Origin of the sequence: Paenibacillus sp. P32E, assembly GCF_001909085.1 — a bacterium.
Lineage (GTDB): Bacteria > Bacillota > Bacilli > Paenibacillales > Paenibacillaceae > Paenibacillus_AQ > Paenibacillus_AQ helianthi.
In genome coordinates this window covers 75,699-96,257 of sequence record NZ_LVYY01000012.1, presented here as the reverse complement: position 1 = coordinate 96,257, position 20,559 = coordinate 75,699, and the positions used below count along the sequence as shown (strand labels likewise).

The following is a 20,559-nucleotide window of genomic DNA, read 5'->3' as shown; positions in this document are numbered from 1 at the left end:
AAGCGTGATTAAAATTATGTGAAATGCTTCACAATTGGTGTGACTGCAATCACAAATCCGCTTTAAATTTTAACAGTATAATTTCACTATCAGATCATGTTGTGTTGAAGTTCAGACGCATGAAGGAGGGTCATGACAGTGACAGTGGAGAGAGAAAAGCTAGTACTCATAGGTAACGGAATGGCAGGAGTAGGCACAATTGAGCAGATTTTGAAGCTTGGCGGCGCTTATGATATTACTGTGTTCGGAAGTGAGCCGCATCCTAATTACAATCGCATTATGCTGTCCTACGTTCTGGAAGGCAGCAAAACAATCGAAGACATTATCCTCAATGACCGCCAGTGGTATGCGGATCATCATATTACTTTGCATACAGGAACCACAGTTATCCGTATTGATGAAGCATCTCGGCAGATCATCACAGATAATGGGCTGTCGGTTGCCTATGACAAAGCGATCATTGCTACAGGCTCGAACTCGTTCATTCTGCCAGTACCGGGAAGCGACAAGGAGGGGGTAGTTGGCTTCCGTGATATCGCAGATTGTGATGCCATGCTTGCAGCAGCCAAGCAGTACCGCACGGCAGCAGTTATCGGGGGCGGACTCCTGGGACTGGAAGCGGCCAAAGGACTTGTGAATCTCGGCATGGACGTTACGGTTGTGCATCTGCTGGAAGATCTGATGGAGCGCCAGCTGGATCATACAGCTTCCTCCATGCTTCAGGCAGAACTGGCCCGCCAGGGCGTGAAGTTTGCCATGGGCAAGCAGACCGTTGAGCTGACCGGGGATGAACGTGTGAACGGACTTCGTTTCAGTGACGGATCGGAGCTGGCGGCGGATTTTGTAGTGATGGCTGTGGGAATTAAGCCGAATATACAGCTCGCCAGAGAAAGCGGCATTGCGGTAAACCGCGGGATTGTTGTCGATGACTATCTGCAAACCTCGATGCCAGATGTATATTCCGTAGGTGAATGTACAGAACACAGAGGAACTTGCTATGGTCTGGTTGCACCATTGTTCGAGCAAGGAATGGTGCTTGCCAAACATTTGTGCAACGTGCCGACTCAGCCTTATGAAGGTTCGGTTGTAGCCACCAAGCTAAAAATCTCTGGAGTAGATGTCTTCTCTGCCGGTGAGTTCACAGAAACCTCAGAGCACACCGTCATCTCAGCCAAAGATGAATGGAAGCGGACCTACAAGAAGATTCTGCTTAATAATAATATTATTGTCGGGGCAGTCCTCTTCGGCGATGTCACGGAATCGGCCAGTCTGCAGAAGCTGGTGAAGCAGGGTGCGGAAATGACCGAGGAGATTTATAGCGAAGTTATGGGCACGGGCTGCTGTGGCGGAGGCGGAGCGAAAAAAAGCTTATCGGTGGAAACGATGGCCGATGAAGAAATTGTCTGCGGCTGCAACGGTGTGACCAAGAAAGCCATTGTTGATGCCGTTACGGAGAATGGCTTCACCACCGTAGATGAGATCAAAGCCTGCACCGGGGCTACCCGTTCTTGCGGGGGCTGTAAGCCGGTCGTGGAGCAGATCCTGCAATTTGTCCTTGGGGACAGCTTCCAGCAAAGCGCCAAGCAGGGGATCTGCAGCTGCACCACTCTAAGCAGAGATGAGATCGTAGCGGAAATTACCTCCAAAGGCCTGAAAACGACCAAAGAGGTCATGAATGTCCTGGACTGGAAACAAGCTGAGGGCTGCTCCAAATGTCGTCCGGCGGTGAACTATTATCTCGGTATGATCTATCCGGACACTCATGAGGATGAGAAGGAGTCGCGCTTCGTCAACGAACGGATGAGTGCGAATATTCAGAAGGATGGTACTTTTACGGTTGTACCTCGTATGTATGGCGGAGTCACGACACCGGAGGATTTGAAACGGATCGCCGACGTCTCCTTGAAATATGATGTTAAGGTTGTAAAGGTGACCGGCGGGCAGCGTCTGGACCTGATCGGTATCCGGAAAGAAGATGTGCCTAAGGTGTGGGAGGAGCTGGATATGCCATCCGGCTATGCCTACGCGAAATCACTGCGCACTGTGAAGACCTGTGTAGGTTCGCAGTTCTGCCGTTTTGGCACACAGGACTCCATGGGTATGGGAGCGCTGCTTGAACGCAAATACGAGCGGCTTGATTTTCCGGCCAAGTTCAAAATGGCAGTCAACGGCTGCCCGCGCAACTGTGCGGAATCTTGCACAAAAGATATCGGCATCGTCGGCAATGACGGCGGCTGGGAGATTTTCATTGGCGGTAACGGCGGGATCAAGCCGCGGATCGCGGATGCCTTCTGCAAGGTGAAAACCGATGAAGAACTGATTGAGGTCTGCTCCGCAGTTATGCAGTATTACCGTGAAACAGGGAACTACCTGGAACGGACCTCCGAGTGGGTGGAACGCATGGGACTTGAGCAGATTCAGCAGGTGATTCTGGAGAACGATGAGCAACGCAAGGAGCTTGCTGCACGGATTGATTTTGCCCTGGCACAGGTTTCTGATCCATGGAAAAAAATGCTGGATGACCAAGAGACACGTACCGCACTGTTTGAGCAGGCAAAAGTCTAACCTATACCGACTATGAGAGGAGAGAGCTCAATGCAAACCACTACACAAGAATATGCTGTAGGCACGGTGGAAGAATTCCTGCTGCAGATTGGCCGGGTTGTCACCACCGGTGAGATTGAACTAGCCATTTTCCGTACCTCGGATGGGGCCGTCTATGCCCTGGAGAATCGCAGTCCGCATCCCAAAGGCGGTCCGCTGGCTGAGGGGATTGTCTCCGGCTACTATCTGTACGATCCGCTGTATGACTGGAAAATCGATCTGCGCAGCGGCGAAGTTCAGGCCCCGGACCACGGGAAGGTAAAGGTCTATCCGGTTATACTGGACGGCGGTATGGTAAAGGTCAGCCTGTAGAAAGTCTGGATGAATAAACAATTTTAAGGGAGAATGGCGGGGTGGACGTGTGTTTACGCAAAGTGTAGAGAACATCGTGGAGACAGCAGTGGCCAAACGTGACAAGATGAATGAAAGTCTGCCGAAATACTTTCTTGCCGCACTGCTGGCCGGAGCCTATGTAGGTATTGGTATTATTCTGATCTTTTCACTCGGGGCGCCACTGGCGGCGGTTAAATCTCCTTTTCAGCCGCTGATTATGGGGATGTCCTTCGGGATTGCCCTGACGCTGGTAGTCTTCGCCGGCTCGGAGCTGTTCACCGGGAACAATATGTTTTTTACCGTAAGTACACTTGCGGGAAGAACCAGCGTATGGGATACAGCGAAGAATTGGGTCCTCGTATTTATCGGGAATGTTGCCGGTGCAGTGGTTCTGGCATTGCTGATCCGGGGCACAGGATTATTTACAGCGGCTCCGGCGGAACATCTGATTTTTACCGCAGCCGCCAAAAAAATGAGCCTGCCGTTCTCTGAGCTGTTCTTCCGCGGTATTCTCTGTAACTGGCTGGTCTGCCTGGCACTGTGGATGTCCTCCCGCGCCAAAAGCGAGACTGCCAAGCTGGTGCTGATCTGGTGGTGTCTGTTCGCCTTCATCGCGAGCGGCTATGAGCACAGTGTAGCGAATATGACGCTGCTAAGCGTAGCGGTGCTGCTGCCAAACCATCCTGAGACGGTTACTATAGCCGGATGGCTGCACAACATGATTCCGGTCACCTTAGGCAATATTATCGGCGGTGGCGTGTTTGTTGGCATGGCGTACTGGATGATCTCCCCGGTGCGGGCAGCACGGACTGGTGTTATCAATAAGACGAAAAAGCAAGTCAGCTAGTCCTTGCAGAGCCCTGTGGTCAATTGACTGCAGGGCTTTTTTGCATAATGCGTGCCCAGAGGCACGCATTATTTATATGGTGAAAGTCCAACCAAAGGAGGTGCCAAACCACCTTTGTACGGTTGCCTTGTTGCAAATGGGCAGAATACGCTAATCCTTGAAGGAATATACGCTTAACTTTACGAATAAATCAAAGATAGAAATTTATAGGAGGAATACAATGGGGTTTATTCTTATTTCGCTAATAGCAATAGGTATATGCCTGGCTGGCTTAGTTTTATATTATTTTGTTCTCCCGAGTAAGGACTTCAGTTCAACCAATGCGATTCCGAATTCGTATGTTATCCAATCCTCGAATAGGATGGACATTCAGCATAATTATGAATGCGCTGCATTTTCAAGCGCATACATCATGAGACATTTTGGGATGGAGTCGGATGGCAACAAGCTCTATAAAGATTACCCTAGAAAGTTATATGATGGAACAATTACGCCTAAGGGCATTCTCTTGTTCTTTAAGAAGCTTGGGTATGACGCTTTTTTTTGCTCAGGGAATGTTGATACCTTAAAGAAACAATACGTATATCGTGATACGCAAGAAGTGGATAGATCACTGATGCCGGGTGCAGTCTTATGTTAAGCTGTGAAATTGAAAAGAACCTGGGGGTGAATCCGTGATGAAGAGCTTTAATCATTTTGGGGTATACGGAATTTGTGTGAATGACGGGAAACTGCTGGTCATACGTAAAGGAAGAGGCCCTTATACCGGAAGGTTTGATTTGCCTGGGGGCAGACTGGAGGAGAATGAGTCCCTGCTGGGAGGATTGGTAAGGGAGTTTATGGAGGAGACTGGGCTTACAGTGACGGTGGAACACAATCTGGGGACGTTGGATTGGTTTGTCCGCTATCAGGAGGATACCTATACCCACATGCACCATATAGCCGCTCTCTATACCGTGGGAATTGCCAGTGATGCAGTAGCTTCAGGGATTAAGGAGTTTGCTGAACAGGATTCGCTGGGAACGGAGTGGGTGGAGTTGCCGGCAATTACACTGAATTCGGCTTCGCCAGTGACGGTAGCGGCGGCTGCATGGGTGAGAGAAGGCTGTTTGCCAACGGAGGTTGGATTTTTTGATGACTGGGAGGTGAAAAGTCTGCCTTCAACATGAAAAAAAGACGCCGGACAAGGCGCCTTTGACCACTCTATTAATTGATGCAGCATTTCCGGGTCATATATGTTTCATTGAGGTGAATAGAGGGTATTAGTATTAGGAAATTAAATGCGGCAAATTTCGTTAGGACACAATTCACAGTGGCAGATGTCTTGAAGCATCGTAAGATCCTTGATGACGATCATGCCATTCTCATATTCCACTGCATCTTTTTTACGCAGATCGCTCAGCATCCGGTTGACGCTCTCACGGGTTGCGCCTATCATGTTGGAGAGATCCGTATGCGTAATTTTTTTGTTGATCAGAATGCTGTCCCCGGTCTTCTCACCGTAAGTATTGCCCAGTCGAATCAGCGTGGAGCAGAGAGCACCAGGCTTGCCGTACATCATCAGATCACGGAATTTCGTCTGTGTGAGACGGTGATGGATACCCATCCATTTCATAAAGTCGATGGCAAAATCACAATGCTGGCAGATCAGAATCTCCAGATCCTTCTGCTCGATAACGCCAACTTCACTTTCTTCAATCACTTCGGCGGTGAAGCTGTGCTTGGTGCTGAAGAAGGGGTCTGCCTGACCTACCATATCGCCGGCCTGATACATATACAGAATGAGTTCTTTGCCTTCGTCAGTTGATTTGGTTAGTTTCACACGTCCACGTTTGATATAAAACAATTTATCCGAGAAGTCGCCTTCCCAGAACAAATGAGAGCCCTCAGGTACCATACGCTCTTTCATTGTAACCAGAAGCCGGTTAAAGTTCTGTTCGGAGAAACAGTTTGTATTGCCGTGGGCTTCGATAACATTATAATGTTCCTTTATCATAATCGACATCCCCTTTATTCCCTCAGTTTTTCAGTAAATTTTAAATTAATTATACATTGAAATCCCTCTTTATGGGTGGAAATTTTCGTGAAAAAGTGTCGAATTTTTAACATTGTGATAATTTTCACTTCAAAGGTGTGAGATTTAATATGATTTTAACCTGAACAAGGAATTGAAGTCTTAAATAAGCACTATATTATAGTAGCGGTCCCCTATTATGCACAGATAATGGGAGAAGCTGCTATTTTTCTTTTTTTGTAAGCTTGATTTTTTCAGCTTTTCTGATCATAACGCAATCTGCAGGTTTTTTTCAACTCCGTAATAATGCACATAACTCTGTTATCGGCTGTCATTGGCCTTTCTTCCCCTCAGAGCTACGCTGGATGTGAGGGTCTAGCGGTTTCTTCACGGAACTGGTGGACACAACCCGGAGAAGGAGAATTCAAACAATGGCAAAGGTAGCAGACAAATATCTGAAGGTCGACCCATGGGCCGTCATCGAGGAAGGCTTCGACCCGCAGCGGAACCGGACCTCGGAGTCGATTTTTTCGGTAGGGAACGAGTATATGGGGGTACGCGGTTACGCCGAGGAGGGCTATAGCGGGGATTCCCTGCTGGGCAGTTATTTCAGCGGCCTGCATGAGCAGCAGGAGATTGGTATCCATTACAAGGGAATGATCCGTTCGTTGCGCTATATGGTTAATGCGGTGGACTGGCTGCATACGCGCCTTATGGTAGATGGTGAACAGCTGGATCTGGCCCGCAGCAAAATTACGGACTACAGCCGCAGGCTGGATTTTCGCACAGGTACTTATCGCCGGGAGTTGATCTGGCTGCTGGACAGCGGCAAGAGATTACGGCTTACGTTTATCAGATTGGTTAGTATGACGCATGCTCATCTGGGCCTCCAGCAGGTTAGGTTTGAGCCGCTGAATTTCTCGGGTGATGTGGAGATTTGTACCGGGCTTGATTTTGGTATCATCCATGAGGAACGCGGTCAGAGTATGTGGAGAAGTCTGCGCAGCGGAGTAGAAGGTAATGTGAGTGCAATTATGGCCAGTACCTTGAACACGGGCAATAAGCTGTTTTCCGGCTTTGTCCTGCACTCTTCCCAAGAACTGCACACTGAAAAGGTAGAACGTGACCGCTATATCGGGCAGGCGTTTAAGCTGCAATTAACACAAGGGGGAATGGCTTCTTATACGAAGCTTGCTGTCCATTGTATAGATATTGATGCTTCCCGTAAGGAAGACGAACTCTGGCGCGAAGGGCTCGGGCTGGCAGCGGGTGCCTCGGAACTAAATGAAGCAGAGGTATTTGCTGCTCAATCCGCTTACTGGACTGAAATATGGGAGACCAGTGACATCCTGATTGAAGGTGATCCGGAGAACCAGCAGGGGATCCGCTTCTGTATTTTTCAACTGTATCAGACGTATCATGGCGAACATCCCGGTTATAATATCGGAGCCAAAGGGCTGACAGGCGAAGCCTATCGGGGGCTGGCTTTCTGGGATACGGAGTCGTACTGCCTACCTTTCTATATATTCAACAACCCTAAGGCGGCCAAAAGCCTGCTGGAATTCCGCTACAAAACACTTCCGGAAGCAATGGACCGCGCGCGGGAGGTCGATTGTGAAGGGGCCTGTTATCCGATTGCCACGATCAATGGGACGGAAAGCTGCGACCTGTGGCAGCATTCCAACCTCCAGCTTCATGTTGGTACGGCTGTTTCCTACGGTATTTGGCATTATGTGAAGAATACAGGTGACAGAGCATTTTTGTACAGTAAAGGCGCTGAAATGCTGATTCAGATCAGCCGTTTCTATGCTACGCGCGGACAGTGGGGGCAGCGCAGCGGGGAATATGGCTATTTTGGCGTGATGGGGCCTGATGAATTCCAGCTGATGGTAAATAATAACTGCTACATTAATCTCATGGCGAAGAAATTATTCGAGTTTACGCTGGAGACGATTGCCGAAATGGAGACACTGGTGCCGGACACCTATACTGAACTATTGAAGAAAACGGGACTCATGCTGGAGGAATTAGCCGATTGGGGAAACAAGGCCAGACATATGAGGATACCTCATGACCAAGTCACGGGTGTGTATGAGGAGCATGACGGGTATTTTGATATGCCGCACATCGATATTCATTCGATTCCGGTAACCGATTTTCCGCTGTATTCGAACTGGTCCTATGACCGGTTATACCGCTATGACATGATTAAGCAGCCAGATGTGCTGATGTTTATGTTCTTATATAATGGGGAGTTCTCCCGGGAAGCCAAGCTGGCCAATTACGAATATTATGAGCCGAGATGCATCCATGAATCCTCGCTATCACCTTCGATCCACTCCATTCTGGCCACCGAGATCGGCAAATATGAGGAAGCCTATCATTTCTTTGAGTTCGCAACCCGGCTGGATCTGGACAACTATAACCGGAATACACGGGAAGGTCTGCACACCACTTCCATTGCCGCGGCCTGGATGAATATTGTGTATGGTTTTGGTGGCATGCGGTCGGACGGGGAGTGTCTTTCTTTCCGGCCAACCTTACCGAAGCGCTGGACCTCTTACCACTTCCGGGTAATGTATGCGGGTGTGCTGCTGAGAATTGAAGTGGACAGAAATCATGTATGCTTCACAGCGCTACGCGGTGGAAGTGTAAACATCATGGTTTATGGACAGCAAATCATAGTAGATGCTACAGGAACGAAGCTTCCGCTAGGCGGGGGAATGATGACATGATGAACTGGACGGCTTCCTATTGAGCTTCGGTAAGGGCCGGATCATCCCGGATTTGCTGAATCTGCTGATTTCATCGTGACAGGATTGCATGAACTGTAAGACCTTGATAGACTTGTTGAAGGGAAAGAAAGCGATTTCCTGAATGAATCTATCCTATTGAAAGAAAGCTTGAGGGATGAAGATGGAAACATTATTGTTATGGCCGGAGGGGGCACCCGGAGCACTGGGAACAAGTGATGAGGATTGTCCGGGAATTACACCTTATCTGGTGGAGGGTAAAGAGAATGCCGCTGTGATCGTCTGTCCGGGCGGCGCCTACGCCATGCGGGCGGATCATGAAGGCGGACCGGTTGCAGAATGGCTGAACACCCTGGGAATATCAGCCTTTGTGCTGCGTTACCGGGTAGCGCCTTATGGTTATCCCCATGCACTGCATGATGCTCAGCGTGCGCTCCGCACGATCCGTTACCGTGCAGATGAGTTTGGAATTGATCCCGGCAGATTAGGTATCCTGGGATTTTCGGCAGGCGGACATTTAGCTTCTGCTGCTGGTGTTCTATTCGATGCCGGGGATGAAGCTGCTTCAGAGCCTCTGGAGCGCCAGTCCAGCCGCCCGGATCTGCTAATCCTCTGTTATCCGGTAATATCCATGGCAGAAGGTGTGACCCACCAGGGCTCAAAAGAAAATCAGCTGGGAAGTAATCCGGATCCGGAGCTGGCTGAACGGCTCAGCAGTGAGCTTCAGGTAACGGCAGCAACACCGCCTGCCTTTCTGTGGCATACCTCGGATGATGGGGCTGTGCCGGTGGAGAACAGCCTGCAATTCGCCGCTGCGTTAAGCCGCCATCATATTCCGTTTGATCTTCATGTATACGCACATGGCGAGCATGGACTTGGCCTGGCTGACGATGAGTCTCATACCCGAGGTTGGACAGAGGCATGCGCCTCTTGGCTTGCCTTGAATGGATATTGCAAGTAGCAGGATAAGAAGCCTTTCATGAGCCGTTCGGTTCTATGGGAGGCTTCTTCTGTTTCTACATCTCCCTATTAATTAACAGATATCAACTATACCGCTGGAAGAAGATTCAATATAATGGGAAAAGATAGTTTGCAAATGACGAACGGATTTGACAGGGTTTATTTTGCCTTTTTTGCTGCTGTGTTCTATCCTCATGTATTAATAATGAGATTGTACTACTCCATTAGAAAGGAGAGAATGAATGATTGAAATGCTTGCTGCAAGAATAGCTGGATCGCTAAAACGCTCTGTACCGGATCATCCATCATCTGTTGAAGTTTTTACATTTGCCATTTCCATGATGCTCAATCTGTTTTTTATTGTTGCAGCGACACTGGGTATATCTCTGCATACCGGACGGACTGGAGAGATAGCCACTATTCTGATCTCATTTGCACTTCTTCGCCAGTTGACCGGAGGCTTGCATCTGAAATCCAATCTGCAATGCGTAGTAGTATCCACCATTCTTTTTACAGGCATTTCCCTGATTGCGGTGGGACAGATGTGGAACATTACGGCAACAATGGCAGCGATCCTTATCATCGTTTTTATAGCTCCAGTCGGTATTAGTCAGCAGTCAACAATTCCCTCCAAATATTATCCTTACATGAAACTGGCTGCGATTCTGCTTGTCGCCTCCAACTTTCTATTTTTGTCTCCGGCTCTGTCATTAAGCTTTTTGGCCCAGAGCATTACACTGGTGCTGGGAAAAGTAGTGAGATCATAAATCTGGCTGCAAATGTAGATCCGTCAACGGTTTCGGTAACGGATAACTGCACGATTGCCTATCATCGTTACAGACTTGTTGAACAAGAACTGACCCGAATGAATCCAAACAACATCGTTGCCATATGATCATGCTAGGGGACTGTCTGATGACAGTTCCCCTTTTTTGTTCCCTGCCGCGCCCAACCCCACAATTTTTTCGGTTTTCTGGGTTTGAGAAATGTGGTGATGTAGACGCGGAGTGGAGGTTTGGAGCTGGAGAAACGCCAGTGGTCGCCTTTATCCCCGGATTTCTACAACCAGTGGTGTAGTTTCAATCAGGGAATCGGGGGATAACAGCGACCGTAAGCCCAAACGCTCCGCGCAGCTTCGCCCCTATCACCACTGCTTCCCCCTGCAAACCGGGAAAATTGCATATAAATGAACATCATTTCCTTTGAAATAAACCTGTGTAAGCGCTTATCTGTTTGATATATTATTGAAACTGGAGGTGTATCCAGATGTTGTCTGCTTTTATCAAGCCAATCGTTAGGCTTAACGTCAAGCAGCAGCTGATCCTGCTGTTTCTAATTATGATCTCGCCCATCCTGATCCTTAACAGCTACGGTAATTACAAGGCTGAGGAAATCCTGAAGCGTCATGTGACGAATGCTTATGTGGAACTGAACAAACAGAATTTTGCGATTATTAACAGAGATATAGATACGGTGAACAAAATCACCACCACGATCATCCAGAATCCGATTCTGCAGCAGCTGCATGTGAGCGGCGACGAACCTGTACTGGACCGGGTGGAGCGCTATGAAACGATAGAAAAGCTGCTCGGCAGCTATTCGCAGGGAGCTGAGCGCGGCGATGGAATTTATTACTCGCTGTACGTGTATGACCCCGATAATTATTATTTTTTTGCCCCTAATTTTCCACAGGTGAAGAAGGCAGGGGTCTATTTTTTCTCCAAGGGAGAGAAGCCATACTGGTTTGACCAGGTGGTTCAGCAGAAGGGTCAGGGCTATTTAATGTTCACGGAGAAGCTGAGTCCGCAGGCAGAGAATCTGAAGACGCTGACTTACGTCCGTGCGGTCAATAACATTTACAGGGGGGCGGGTACCGTCGGCGTGCTGGTTGTCACTAAGATGGAATCCAAAATCGGCGAGTCCCTGAAATCCATTTCGTTGCCCGAAGGTGAAATCTATTTAACCGATATGAACAACCGTGTGCTGGCTTCTACCACCAATGCCACAGGGGAAGTTATCGGCCTGCCGGAGGGGGCTGATCCCGGTGATCCCGAAGGAACGGAGGACATGATCACGGATGACTTTATCTATGTGGTGAACAACAATCATGCCTTCGCCCAGAAGCTGATCTACAAGGTTCCGGTACAAGCGCTGCTCCAGCAGCAGAAGGAAATGAAGCGGGTGATTCAATACATAACGGTTGCCTACGCGCTCTTTGGATTGATTATCATCACTTATTTCTGGCGCTCTCTAATGACTCCTCTTCAGAAGCTGGCTTTTTTTGTTCGCAAATACGAGCCGGGCAACCGTGTGCCGGAGACGCCGCAAAGAGGGACGAATGATGAAGTCAGTGTGCTCATTGCTTCCACCTATGATATGGCCCGCAGGCTGAACAGTCTTATTATGTACAAATACCAGATGGAGCTGAAGCAGAAGGAATCACAGCTGCAGCTGCTTTATCAGCAGATCAATCCGCATTTGCTGTATAACACTCTGGAGAGCATCTATTGGAAAAGCTCGCTGGAAGGCAATGTGGAATCTGCGGAAATGATCAAGGAGCTGTCCAAGCTGATGAAGATCAGCTTAAGCCGGGGCCGGGAACTGATTACGCTGGAGGAGGAGCTGGAGCATGCCAGCGCCTACATCAAGCTGCAGCAGCACCGGTATGATTATGTGTTCACCGTCATCTGGAACATTGCCCCGGAGACCAAGGTCAATCTCATTCCCAAAATCACCCTTCAGCCCCTCATCGAAAATGCGATCATCCACGGAGTCAAAAATATGGATGAGGACGGAGAGATCATCATCACCTCGATTCTACAAGAGGATACCATTCTAATTACTATAGAAGATAATGGTTACAAACAGGTGGATTACAAGGCCATTGAGCAGGTGCTGAATGATGAGAGCCCCCATCCGGTCAGCGGATATGGCATCCGTAACATCAATCAGCGTGTGCATCTGCATTTTGGCCCGCATTATGGGATCAGCTATGCGCCTCGCAAGTGTGGAGGGACCGTCGTAACGGTTAAACTTCCGAAATCGGAGAATCAGGAATGAAAGGTGGACTCCTATATGTTCAATATTTTGGTTGTAGACGATGAACCGCTAATTTGCAAAGGGCTCAGCAGTCTGCTGGCCTCCTCGGGGCTGGAGATCGATCGTATTTATACCGCGAACAGCGGTTTTGAAGCGCTGGACTGTATCCGCATGGAGGAGGTGGATCTGCTGGTGACCGATATCCAGATGGGAGCAATGAGCGGGATTGAGCTGATGCAGCATGCGAAGCTGGCCAAACCGTGGGTGCAGACGATCATCATTTCTGCGCATGAGACGTTTCAATATGCTCAGATGGCTGTCCGCCTGGGGGCGAAGGATTATTTGATCAAGCCGCTGAACAGCGAGCATTTTCTGGATTCCGTTCGGAGTGTGCTACTCAAAATGGATAAGCCTTCGCCGGAGCTTGCGACCTTCATGGCTGGAATCGGGGAGAGTTTTCGTCTGGAGGAGCCGCTGCCCGAATACAGCAAGCTGCTGAATACGCTGATTCAAGAGCCAAGCTCAGTACTAGGCGATGAGGAGACGCTTCGGAAGCTGGATGAACTGAAGCTGCGGGGTCCTTTTTTCTCCGTAATCAAGGTTAAGCTGCCACTGCCAGAGGAGAATAAAATGCAGCAGTACACCTCCCGCGACCGGGAGCTACTGCGTTATGCCGCACTTAATATTGCCAAGGAGCTGCTTGATCAGGAATGGAGCACCGTAGCCTTTTATTCTCCTGAGGAAGAGATCACCGTCGTTATCCAGTGGGATGAGAGAAATTATGAGGAGTCGGCAACAGGCCAGATCAACCGGCTGGATGTGCTTGGGCGCAGTCTGCATTTGAATATCCACAAGTATCTGCACCTGAACGCCGTGATCGGCATCAGCCAGATCCTCAAAGGGCTGTCATTTATGGATGTGCTGAACCGTCAGGCCGCAAAGGCTATTCAGTGGAACAAGGAACACTCGGATCATTTTGTATTTTATTATGGAGATTTCAACTGGAGCAGCTATGCCGCCGACCCGTCACCCGAGGACATCTATACGCACAGTAACCTGATTGTGCAGAAGGCCAAGGCGTATATCGACGAGAATTATGCCCAGAAAGGCTTAACGATCCATGAGGTAGCCAAAAAAAACCACGTAAGCCCCAACTACCTAAGCTATCTTTTCAAAAAAAACACAGGCCATAACCTATGGGAATACGTGATCAAGCTGCGGATGGAGGAGAGCCGGGAGATGATTCTGAGTACGGATTTGCGTCGTTACGAGATCGCGGAGCGGGTCGGGTATGAATCGCCGGAGCATTTCAGCAAGATATTTAAAAAATATTATGGTATCAGTCCCAGCGAACTGAAGAAGTAAGAACGCTTACGATTGCGGTAGATATAGACATGTTCAGTCTCCGGCTCCTTTTTTACAATTAATGCAGACAGTACTTGATGAAGTACTGACAGACGAAAGGAATGAGGGAGCCAGATGAACCACACTGCTGCAATCCGCGAGACGATACCGGTGAAGCCTGAGCGTAAACCGTACAAACAGAACCGGTGGAAAAAAAACTTTTGGGGATATATGTTTCTTGTGCCCGCCATCGTTATTTTTATTTTGTTCATGTGGGTTCCCATATTTAAAGGCTTTATGTACAGCTTCTATTCCGTGGACTTCGTGAAGGGCAATACCTTTGTTGGCTTCGACAATTATTCCAGAGCGCTTACGGACCCGGATGTGCTGATTGCCTTGAAGAACACCCTCTATTACATGGTGCTCTGTCTCGTGATCGGTTTTTGGGTACCGATTGCCTTTGCGGTCGCTATTTCCGAGCTGCGGAAGTTCGGAGGCTTGGTGCGTGTGGCGGCCTATCTGCCATTTGTGCTGCCGGCTGTAGTGTTGTACGGCTTGTGGAGATGGCTGTATGATCCGGTCGGACCGATTAACGCTTTACTGGGCACCATGGGAGCGGACCAAATCCCGTTTCTGACGGACAGCAGGTGGTCCATGATCTCACTTGTCTTTATGGAAACCTGGCAGCAGTTCGGGTCGGGGATGCTGATCTATCTGGCCGCTGTGCTTAGTATTCCTCGTGACTGGTATGAAGCCGCTGAAATTGACGGTGCTGGCGTGTGGGCACGTATCCGTCATATTACATTGCCGTCTTTGCGTAACCTCATTATCCTAATGCTGATCCTGCAGATTATTGCCACCTCGCAAGGATACCAGTCTCAGCTTGCTTTGCTTGATGGAGGGCCGAACAATACGACACTAACCTATGCGCTGCTGATTGTGAAGTATGCTTTTACCCGGCTCGATTATGGAACGGCGACGGCGCTCGGCATGCTGATGTTTGTGGTCCTGGGCGGTTTGGGCATTCTGCAGTTCAGGCTGAACAAGGAGGACAACTAGCATGAAGAGCGCGGACAGAGGCATCCTCTCCGAACATGATTTGAAAAAAACAAGCAATAAATTCGTTTACGGAATTATGGTCTTCTTCATCCTGGTCATGGTCTTCACCATGCTCTATCCGATCCTGATGACGATGTTCAATGGGCTCAAATCCAACGCTGAGGTCAATTCATTCCCGCCGCATTTTTTTCCGCAGGAGTGGCATTTCAGCAATTTGAAGGATGCGTTGAATTATATTGATCTGCTGATGTTCCTCAGGAACACATTGTATATTTTCGTGGGGAATATGGTCGTGACGCTGATTGTGCTGGGCTTGGCGTCCTTCAGCATTTCACGGATGAACGTGCCGTACCGCAAGGTCTTCTACTTCTTCTTCCTGATGACTTTGTTTATCCCGGCGACCAGCTACATGATTCCGAACTTTGTGAATCTCAAGGAGCTTGGACTGCTGAACCAATATGCGGCGTTCTGGTTGCCAGCGGGGGCTAACACGTTCTACTTTCTGCTCCTGAAGAACTTTTTTGACGGAATTCATCCGGAGATTTTTGAAGCTGCGCGGATAGACGGGGCCTCGGAGCCCCGCAGCTTTTTTTCGATTGCGGTCCCGCTGTCCATTCCCATATTTGCCACACTGGCGATCTTCATCTTCTCTACCGCCTGGAATGACTGGTTCTGGCCGTCCCTTGTCATGCACTCTGAGGATAAATACACACTCGCCACAGCGATTTATAAATATGTTATCGCCGTTAAGGCGCTCAATACCAATATCAAGTTCGCAATTCTTTTTCTGGTCTCTCTGCCGCCGATTCTGGTGTTCCTGGTGTTCCAGAAATTCATTATGCGCGGTGTGTCTTTGTCGGCAGTCAAGGGGTAGGAGAGGACGGGGCCTAGCTGCTTAGATCGTATACCTGCACCTGAAAGGAATATAAATACACCTCGTTTGGTAACGAATTCTCTCTTAAGATGAATCTGTAAGCTAACTATGAATGGAAAAGGGGAGTTTCAATGCGTAAATTTTCCAGCGTCCTGGCCTGTCTGCTTGTGACAGGATCGTTGTTATCTGCCTGCGGCGGCAATAATAACAACAATAGCGCCAAGGGAACCAATGGTGGAGAAGCATCACCGGCGGCAACAGACAAAGCCGCAGACAACAGCAGCGCAGCTACCAACGCACCGGCAGATGATATTACCCAGCGAAAAGTCACCATTAAGATCCACTATCCTACACCGGACCTGACAGAGGTACGGGCCCAGGAGGATGACAAGATCAAGAGGTTCCAGGCGGAATATCCGAATGTAGAGATCGTCAAGGACGACTGGCAGTACAACGTAAGCGAAATCGGGGTGAAAATGGCAGCGAACGAAGCTCCGACCTTCTTCAATACGTATGCAACAGAAGCCAAATTTCTGGTTGAAAAGGGCTGGGTTGCAGACATAACCGATCTCTGGAATAAATACGAGTACAAAGATCAGATCAATCCCGTGCTGCAGAACCAGTTCATTATTGACGGCAAGGTCTACGGCATCACCCAGAAAGGCTATGTCACCACTACGATGATCAATAAGAAGATGCTCGACGGCAAGGGCGTGGCTGTTCCGGCCATGGACTGGACCTGGGATGACATGCTGAATACCGCCAAAGGAGTGGCTGACCCTAAAAAAGGCATCTCTGGTATTGCTCCAATGGGCAAAGGTAATGAAGCAGGCTGGAACTGGACCAACTTCCTGTTCGAAGCCGGCGGAGAAATCCAGAAGATTGACGGTGGCAAGGTTGTGGCTACCTTTAACTCTGATGCGGGTGTGAAGGCGCTGGACTTCTATAAGAAACTGAGATGGGAAGCAAACGCTATTCCTCAGGACTGGGCACTGGGCTGGGGTGACGCTGTTGGCGCATTTCAGCAGGGGCGAACAGCGATGGTTATGGCCGGTTCGGACGGTGTGATTGAGCAAGCCCTGAACCAGGGAGGGTTGAAACCGGAGGATGTGCTTACTTATCCAATGCCTGCTGCGGAAAAGGGCGGTAAGCATACGGGCGTGCTCGGCGGCGACTATCTGGTCATCAACCCGAACGCTACCAAAGATGAGCAGGAGATGGCTTTCCGCTACATTACTTTCGATTACTTCTCTGACAAAGGTCTTGAGGCACTGGATGCCATTCTGCAGCAACGCAAAGCTGACGGCAAATACTTTATCCCGCCGCTTCTGGACTACTATGCCGCTGATTCTGATTTTGGCAAAAAAACCAAAGCAGTCTATGACAAGTACGATATTGTCTATCAATATAACCCGGATATTATGGCATTGCTGGATGGAAAGCCTGAAGCACAATATAATACGCAGGACTATTATGCAACCATGTCCAATGTGATCCAGGAGCTCTTCTCCAAAAAAGGCACAGATTCCAAAACCCAGCTTGACGCTGCAGCCAAGACCGTACAGGAGAAATTCTTTGATACGATTAAGGTAGAGTAGCGCAGGGGGAATAAGGGGATATATGTAAATAGTACTATCACTAAAAGGCCGGGAGACTTCCTGGTCTTTTTTGTTATTCTAATAGAGGCAAAGTATCAGAAAAGTTTTTTATAGTGAAGCATGTCAAGTGAAAAAATTCACGTTCTCATAAACGACAAAAATTAAGCAGAATTTAAACATAAAATGGGATATATACCGGAATATGATCGAATGAAAGCGCTTTGAAAACAAATCAAAAAAAACTTTATACTTTGTGAAAGATTTCACTATACAACCCGTGGCAGAATGTGATAAGATAAGTGTGTAGAGAAAAACAACCTAAAAATTGACAGGAGGACGAGGGAGATGGCAGTTAAGAACGAAGTCGCCGCCCAAGTGAAACAAACCACCGCTGAAGAGTATATTCAGACTTTGGTGGATAAAGCAAAGAAAGCTCAAGAAGCTTACATGGAGCTGGATCAAGAGCAGGTTAACACAATCGTTCATGCAATGGCGTTGGCAGGACTCGACAAGCATATGTACTTGGCAAAGCTGGCTGTAGAAGAAACAGGCCGCGGCGTATATGAAGACAAAATCACGAAGAACATCTTCGCAACAGAATATATCTGGCACGGCATTAAGTATGACAAAACAGTAGGTGTAGTAGAAGACAATCAATACGAAAGTTTCCAGAAGATTGCTGAACCAGTCGGGATCGTTATGGGGATCACACCGGTAACCAACCCAACATCCACTACGATGTTTAAAGCATTGATCGCCGCTAAGACACGTAACCCTATTATATTCGGTTTCCATCCATCTGCGCAAGAGTGTAGCGCCGCAGCAGCCAAAATTCTCCATGACGCAGCTGTAAAAGCTGGTGCTCCTGAAAACTGCATTCAGTGGATTGAGCTTCCTACGATGGACAAAACAAACGCACTGATGAACAATCCGGACGTTGCACTGATCCTGGCAACAGGCGGTTCAGCAATGGTAAAAGCAGCTTACAGCTGCGGTAAACCAGCTCTTGGCGTAGGTCCTGGTAACGTGCCTGCCTTCATTGAAAAGAGTGCTGATATCGATCAGGCAGTAACCGACCTTATCCTTTCCAAAACATTCGACAATGGTATGATCTGCGCTTCCGAACAAGCAGTTATCATTGAAGAAGCAATCTTTGACCAAGTGAAGAAGAAAATGATCGCTAACGGTTGCTACTTTGTAAATAAAGAAGAAGCTGCCAAGCTGACAAGCGGCGCAATGAACGTAGAAAAGTGCGCAGTAAACCCTGCAATTGTAGGTCAATCCGCAGTGAAAATTGCTGAAATGTGCGGAATTCAAGTTCCTGCCGGCACGAAGATTCTGGTAGCTGAGCTTGAAGGCGTAGGCACCAAATATCCGCTGTCCGCTGAAAAATTGAGCCCGGTTCTTGCTTGCTACAAAGTTAAAAACGCAGACCAGGGTATCGAACGCGCAGCACAGATTGTTGAATTTGGCGGTATGGGCCACAGCTCGGCCATCCACTCCAACAACGAAGAAGTGATCATGAAGTTCTCGCACCGTCTGAAAACAGGACGTATTCTTGTCAATTCGCCTTCCACACATGGCGCAATCGGCGATATCTACAATACGAATATCCCTTCACTGACTCTGGGCTGCGGATCTTATGGCCGCAACTCTGTATCGCAGAACGTAACTGCCATCAATCTGATCAACGTGAAAAGGGTGAACCGTCGTACCGTGAATATGCAATGGTTTAAAGTACCTGACAAAATTTACTTCGAAAAGGGATCCACTCAATACCTGGCTAAAATGCCTGACATCACACGGGTAGCTATCATCACTGACCCAATGATGGTTAAACTGGGCTATGTAGAAAGAGTTGAGCACTACCTGCGTCAACGCCAGACTCCAGTAGCGATCGAAGTGTTCTCTGAAGTTGAACCAGATCCATCGACTACTACTGTAGAAAAAGGTACTGCAATGATGAACAGATTCCAACCGGACTGCATCATCGCACTCGGTGGCGGTTCCCCTATGGATGCTGCCAAAGGCATGTGGTTGTTCTACGAACACCCAGACGCTGACTTTAACGGCCTGAAACAGAAATTCATGGATATCCGGAAACGCGTATACAAATTCCCTAAGCTTGGAAACAAAGCGAAATTCGTAGCGATTCCAACTACATCGGGTACAGGTTCGGAAGTAACTTCTTTCGCGGTTATTACTGACAAAACAACTGCCAACAACACTAAATACCCATTGGCTGATTATGAGCTGACTCCAGACGTAGCTATCATCGATCCTGAGTTTGTATACAGCTTGCCAAAAACAGCTGTAGCTGATACAGGTATGGACGTATTGACTCATGCCATCGAAGCTTACGTTTCCGTAATGGCAAGTGACTACTCGGACGGTCTGGCTATCAAAGCTATCCAATTGGTATTCCAATACCTTGAAAAATCGGCATTGCAAGGCGACAAGCTTGCCCGCGAAAAAATGCACAACGCATCTACGCTGGCTGGTATGGCATTTGCCAACGCATTCTTGGGTATCAACCACAGCTTGGCGCACAAATGGGGCGGACAGTATCACACCGCTCACGGCCGCACCAATGCAATTCTGATGCCACACGTTATCCGCTACAACGCTAAAAAACCTACAAAGTTCGCTTCGTTCCCTAAATATTCGCACTTTGTAGCTGACGAACGTTATGCCGAAATCGCACGTATTCTGGGATTGCCAGCACGCACTACTGAAGAAGGCGTAACAAGCCTGATCAACGCGATCCGCGACATGAACAAAAAACTCGGTATTGAAGAATCGTTCCAAGCGCTTGGCTTCGATCCTAAGGATTTCGAATCCCGTGTAGATTACTTGGCTGACCGTGCATTTGAAGACCAATGCACAACTGCCAATCCTAAGCTGCCACTGGTTTCTGAACTTGCTGATGTATATCGGAATGCTTTCTATGGCAGATTCGATAACTAATTAACGGTTGTTTAGCAAAAAATGAGTTTATAGGTTAATATGGGACTGGATGGAAGTGACAAATATCACCGAAAGAGTGATATTTGTCACAGTCCTTTTTCAGAAAATAAACTAAAATGTTTATATAGACAACGGTCCCGTTTATGAAGATGCAATTGTGAATTTTA

At 48.3% G+C, this 20,559-nt stretch carries 15 protein-coding genes; 14 read left to right on the top strand and 1 reads right to left on the bottom strand.

All coding sequences use genetic code 11. The features are described 5' to 3' along the window. Positions 1-132: 132 nt before the first annotated feature. The 5 genes from nirB to A3848_RS12800 all read left to right on the top strand — a co-directional run bounded on the left by nirB (position 133) and on the right by A3848_RS12800 (position 4,953). Positions 133-2,565, top strand: a complete 2,433-nt coding sequence (nirB, locus tag A3848_RS12820) for a nitrite reductase large subunit NirB (RefSeq protein ID WP_074085332.1) — start codon at positions 133-135, stop codon at positions 2,563-2,565. 30 nt (positions 2,566-2,595) lie between these two features. Next, positions 2,596-2,916 carry a nitrite reductase small subunit NirD gene (gene nirD / locus A3848_RS12815; RefSeq protein WP_074085331.1) on the top strand — a complete coding sequence of 107 codons (321 nt, stop codon included), beginning with the start codon at positions 2,596-2,598 and terminating at the stop codon, positions 2,914-2,916. A gap of 49 nt (positions 2,917-2,965) precedes the next feature. Further along, positions 2,966-3,784 (top strand): formate/nitrite transporter family protein, encoded by an 819-nt coding sequence (locus A3848_RS12810; RefSeq protein ID WP_074085330.1) that lies wholly within the window; start codon positions 2,966-2,968, stop codon positions 3,782-3,784. Positions 3,785-4,004: 220 nt separating this feature from the next. Continuing rightward, positions 4,005-4,424, top strand: coding sequence for a hypothetical protein (locus A3848_RS12805; RefSeq protein WP_074085329.1), 420 nt, complete (start codon positions 4,005-4,007; stop codon positions 4,422-4,424). A gap of 37 nt (positions 4,425-4,461) precedes the next feature. Continuing rightward, positions 4,462-4,953: an NUDIX hydrolase gene (locus A3848_RS12800; RefSeq protein WP_074085328.1), complete on the top strand. Its 492-nt coding sequence runs from the start codon at positions 4,462-4,464 to the stop codon at positions 4,951-4,953. 107 nt (positions 4,954-5,060) lie between these two features. Here the strand turns inward: A3848_RS12800 and A3848_RS12795 are convergent, their stop codons facing one another. Beyond that, positions 5,061-5,780, bottom strand: coding sequence for a Crp/Fnr family transcriptional regulator (locus A3848_RS12795; protein ID WP_371915990.1), 720 nt, complete (start codon positions 5,778-5,780; stop codon positions 5,061-5,063). A gap of 449 nt (positions 5,781-6,229) precedes the next feature. Between A3848_RS12795 and A3848_RS12790 the strand changes: the two genes are divergently transcribed. The 9 genes from A3848_RS12790 (at position 6,230) to adhE (ending at position 20,392) form a co-directional block, all read left to right on the top strand. Next, entirely contained in the window at positions 6,230-8,533 is a 2,304-nt protein-coding gene (locus tag A3848_RS12790; protein WP_074085327.1) for a glycoside hydrolase family 65 protein, read from the top strand. Positions 8,534-8,714: 181 nt separating this feature from the next. Further along, the gene (locus A3848_RS12785; protein ID WP_074085409.1) at positions 8,715-9,512 is read left to right on the top strand and encodes an alpha/beta hydrolase; all 798 of its coding nucleotides are present in this window, start codon (positions 8,715-8,717) and stop codon (positions 9,510-9,512) included. A 241-nt stretch (positions 9,513-9,753) separates the two neighbouring features. Then, positions 9,754-10,278, top strand: a complete 525-nt coding sequence (locus A3848_RS12780) for an accessory gene regulator B family protein (protein WP_074085326.1) — start codon at positions 9,754-9,756, stop codon at positions 10,276-10,278. A 499-nt stretch (positions 10,279-10,777) separates the two neighbouring features. Then, positions 10,778-12,571, top strand: a complete 1,794-nt coding sequence (locus A3848_RS12775; protein WP_074085325.1) for a cache domain-containing sensor histidine kinase — start codon at positions 10,778-10,780, stop codon at positions 12,569-12,571. Between the two features lie 15 nt (positions 12,572-12,586). Next, the gene (locus A3848_RS12770; protein ID WP_074085324.1) at positions 12,587-13,915 is read left to right on the top strand and encodes a response regulator; all 1,329 of its coding nucleotides are present in this window, start codon (positions 12,587-12,589) and stop codon (positions 13,913-13,915) included. 114 nt (positions 13,916-14,029) lie between these two features. Next, a complete protein-coding gene (locus tag A3848_RS12765; protein WP_074085323.1) occupies positions 14,030-14,953 on the top strand; it encodes a carbohydrate ABC transporter permease in 924 nt (307 codons plus the stop codon). Between the two features lies 1 nt (position 14,954). Further along, entirely contained in the window at positions 14,955-15,827 is an 873-nt protein-coding gene (locus A3848_RS12760) for a carbohydrate ABC transporter permease (protein ID WP_074085322.1), read from the top strand. A gap of 131 nt (positions 15,828-15,958) precedes the next feature. Next, entirely contained in the window at positions 15,959-17,425 is a 1,467-nt protein-coding gene (locus A3848_RS12755; RefSeq protein WP_074085321.1) for an ABC transporter substrate-binding protein, read from the top strand. Positions 17,426-17,770: 345 nt separating this feature from the next. After that, positions 17,771-20,392 (top strand): bifunctional acetaldehyde-CoA/alcohol dehydrogenase, encoded by a 2,622-nt coding sequence (gene adhE / locus A3848_RS12750; RefSeq protein WP_074085320.1) that lies wholly within the window; start codon positions 17,771-17,773, stop codon positions 20,390-20,392. The last annotated feature ends 167 nt before the right edge of the window (positions 20,393-20,559 follow it).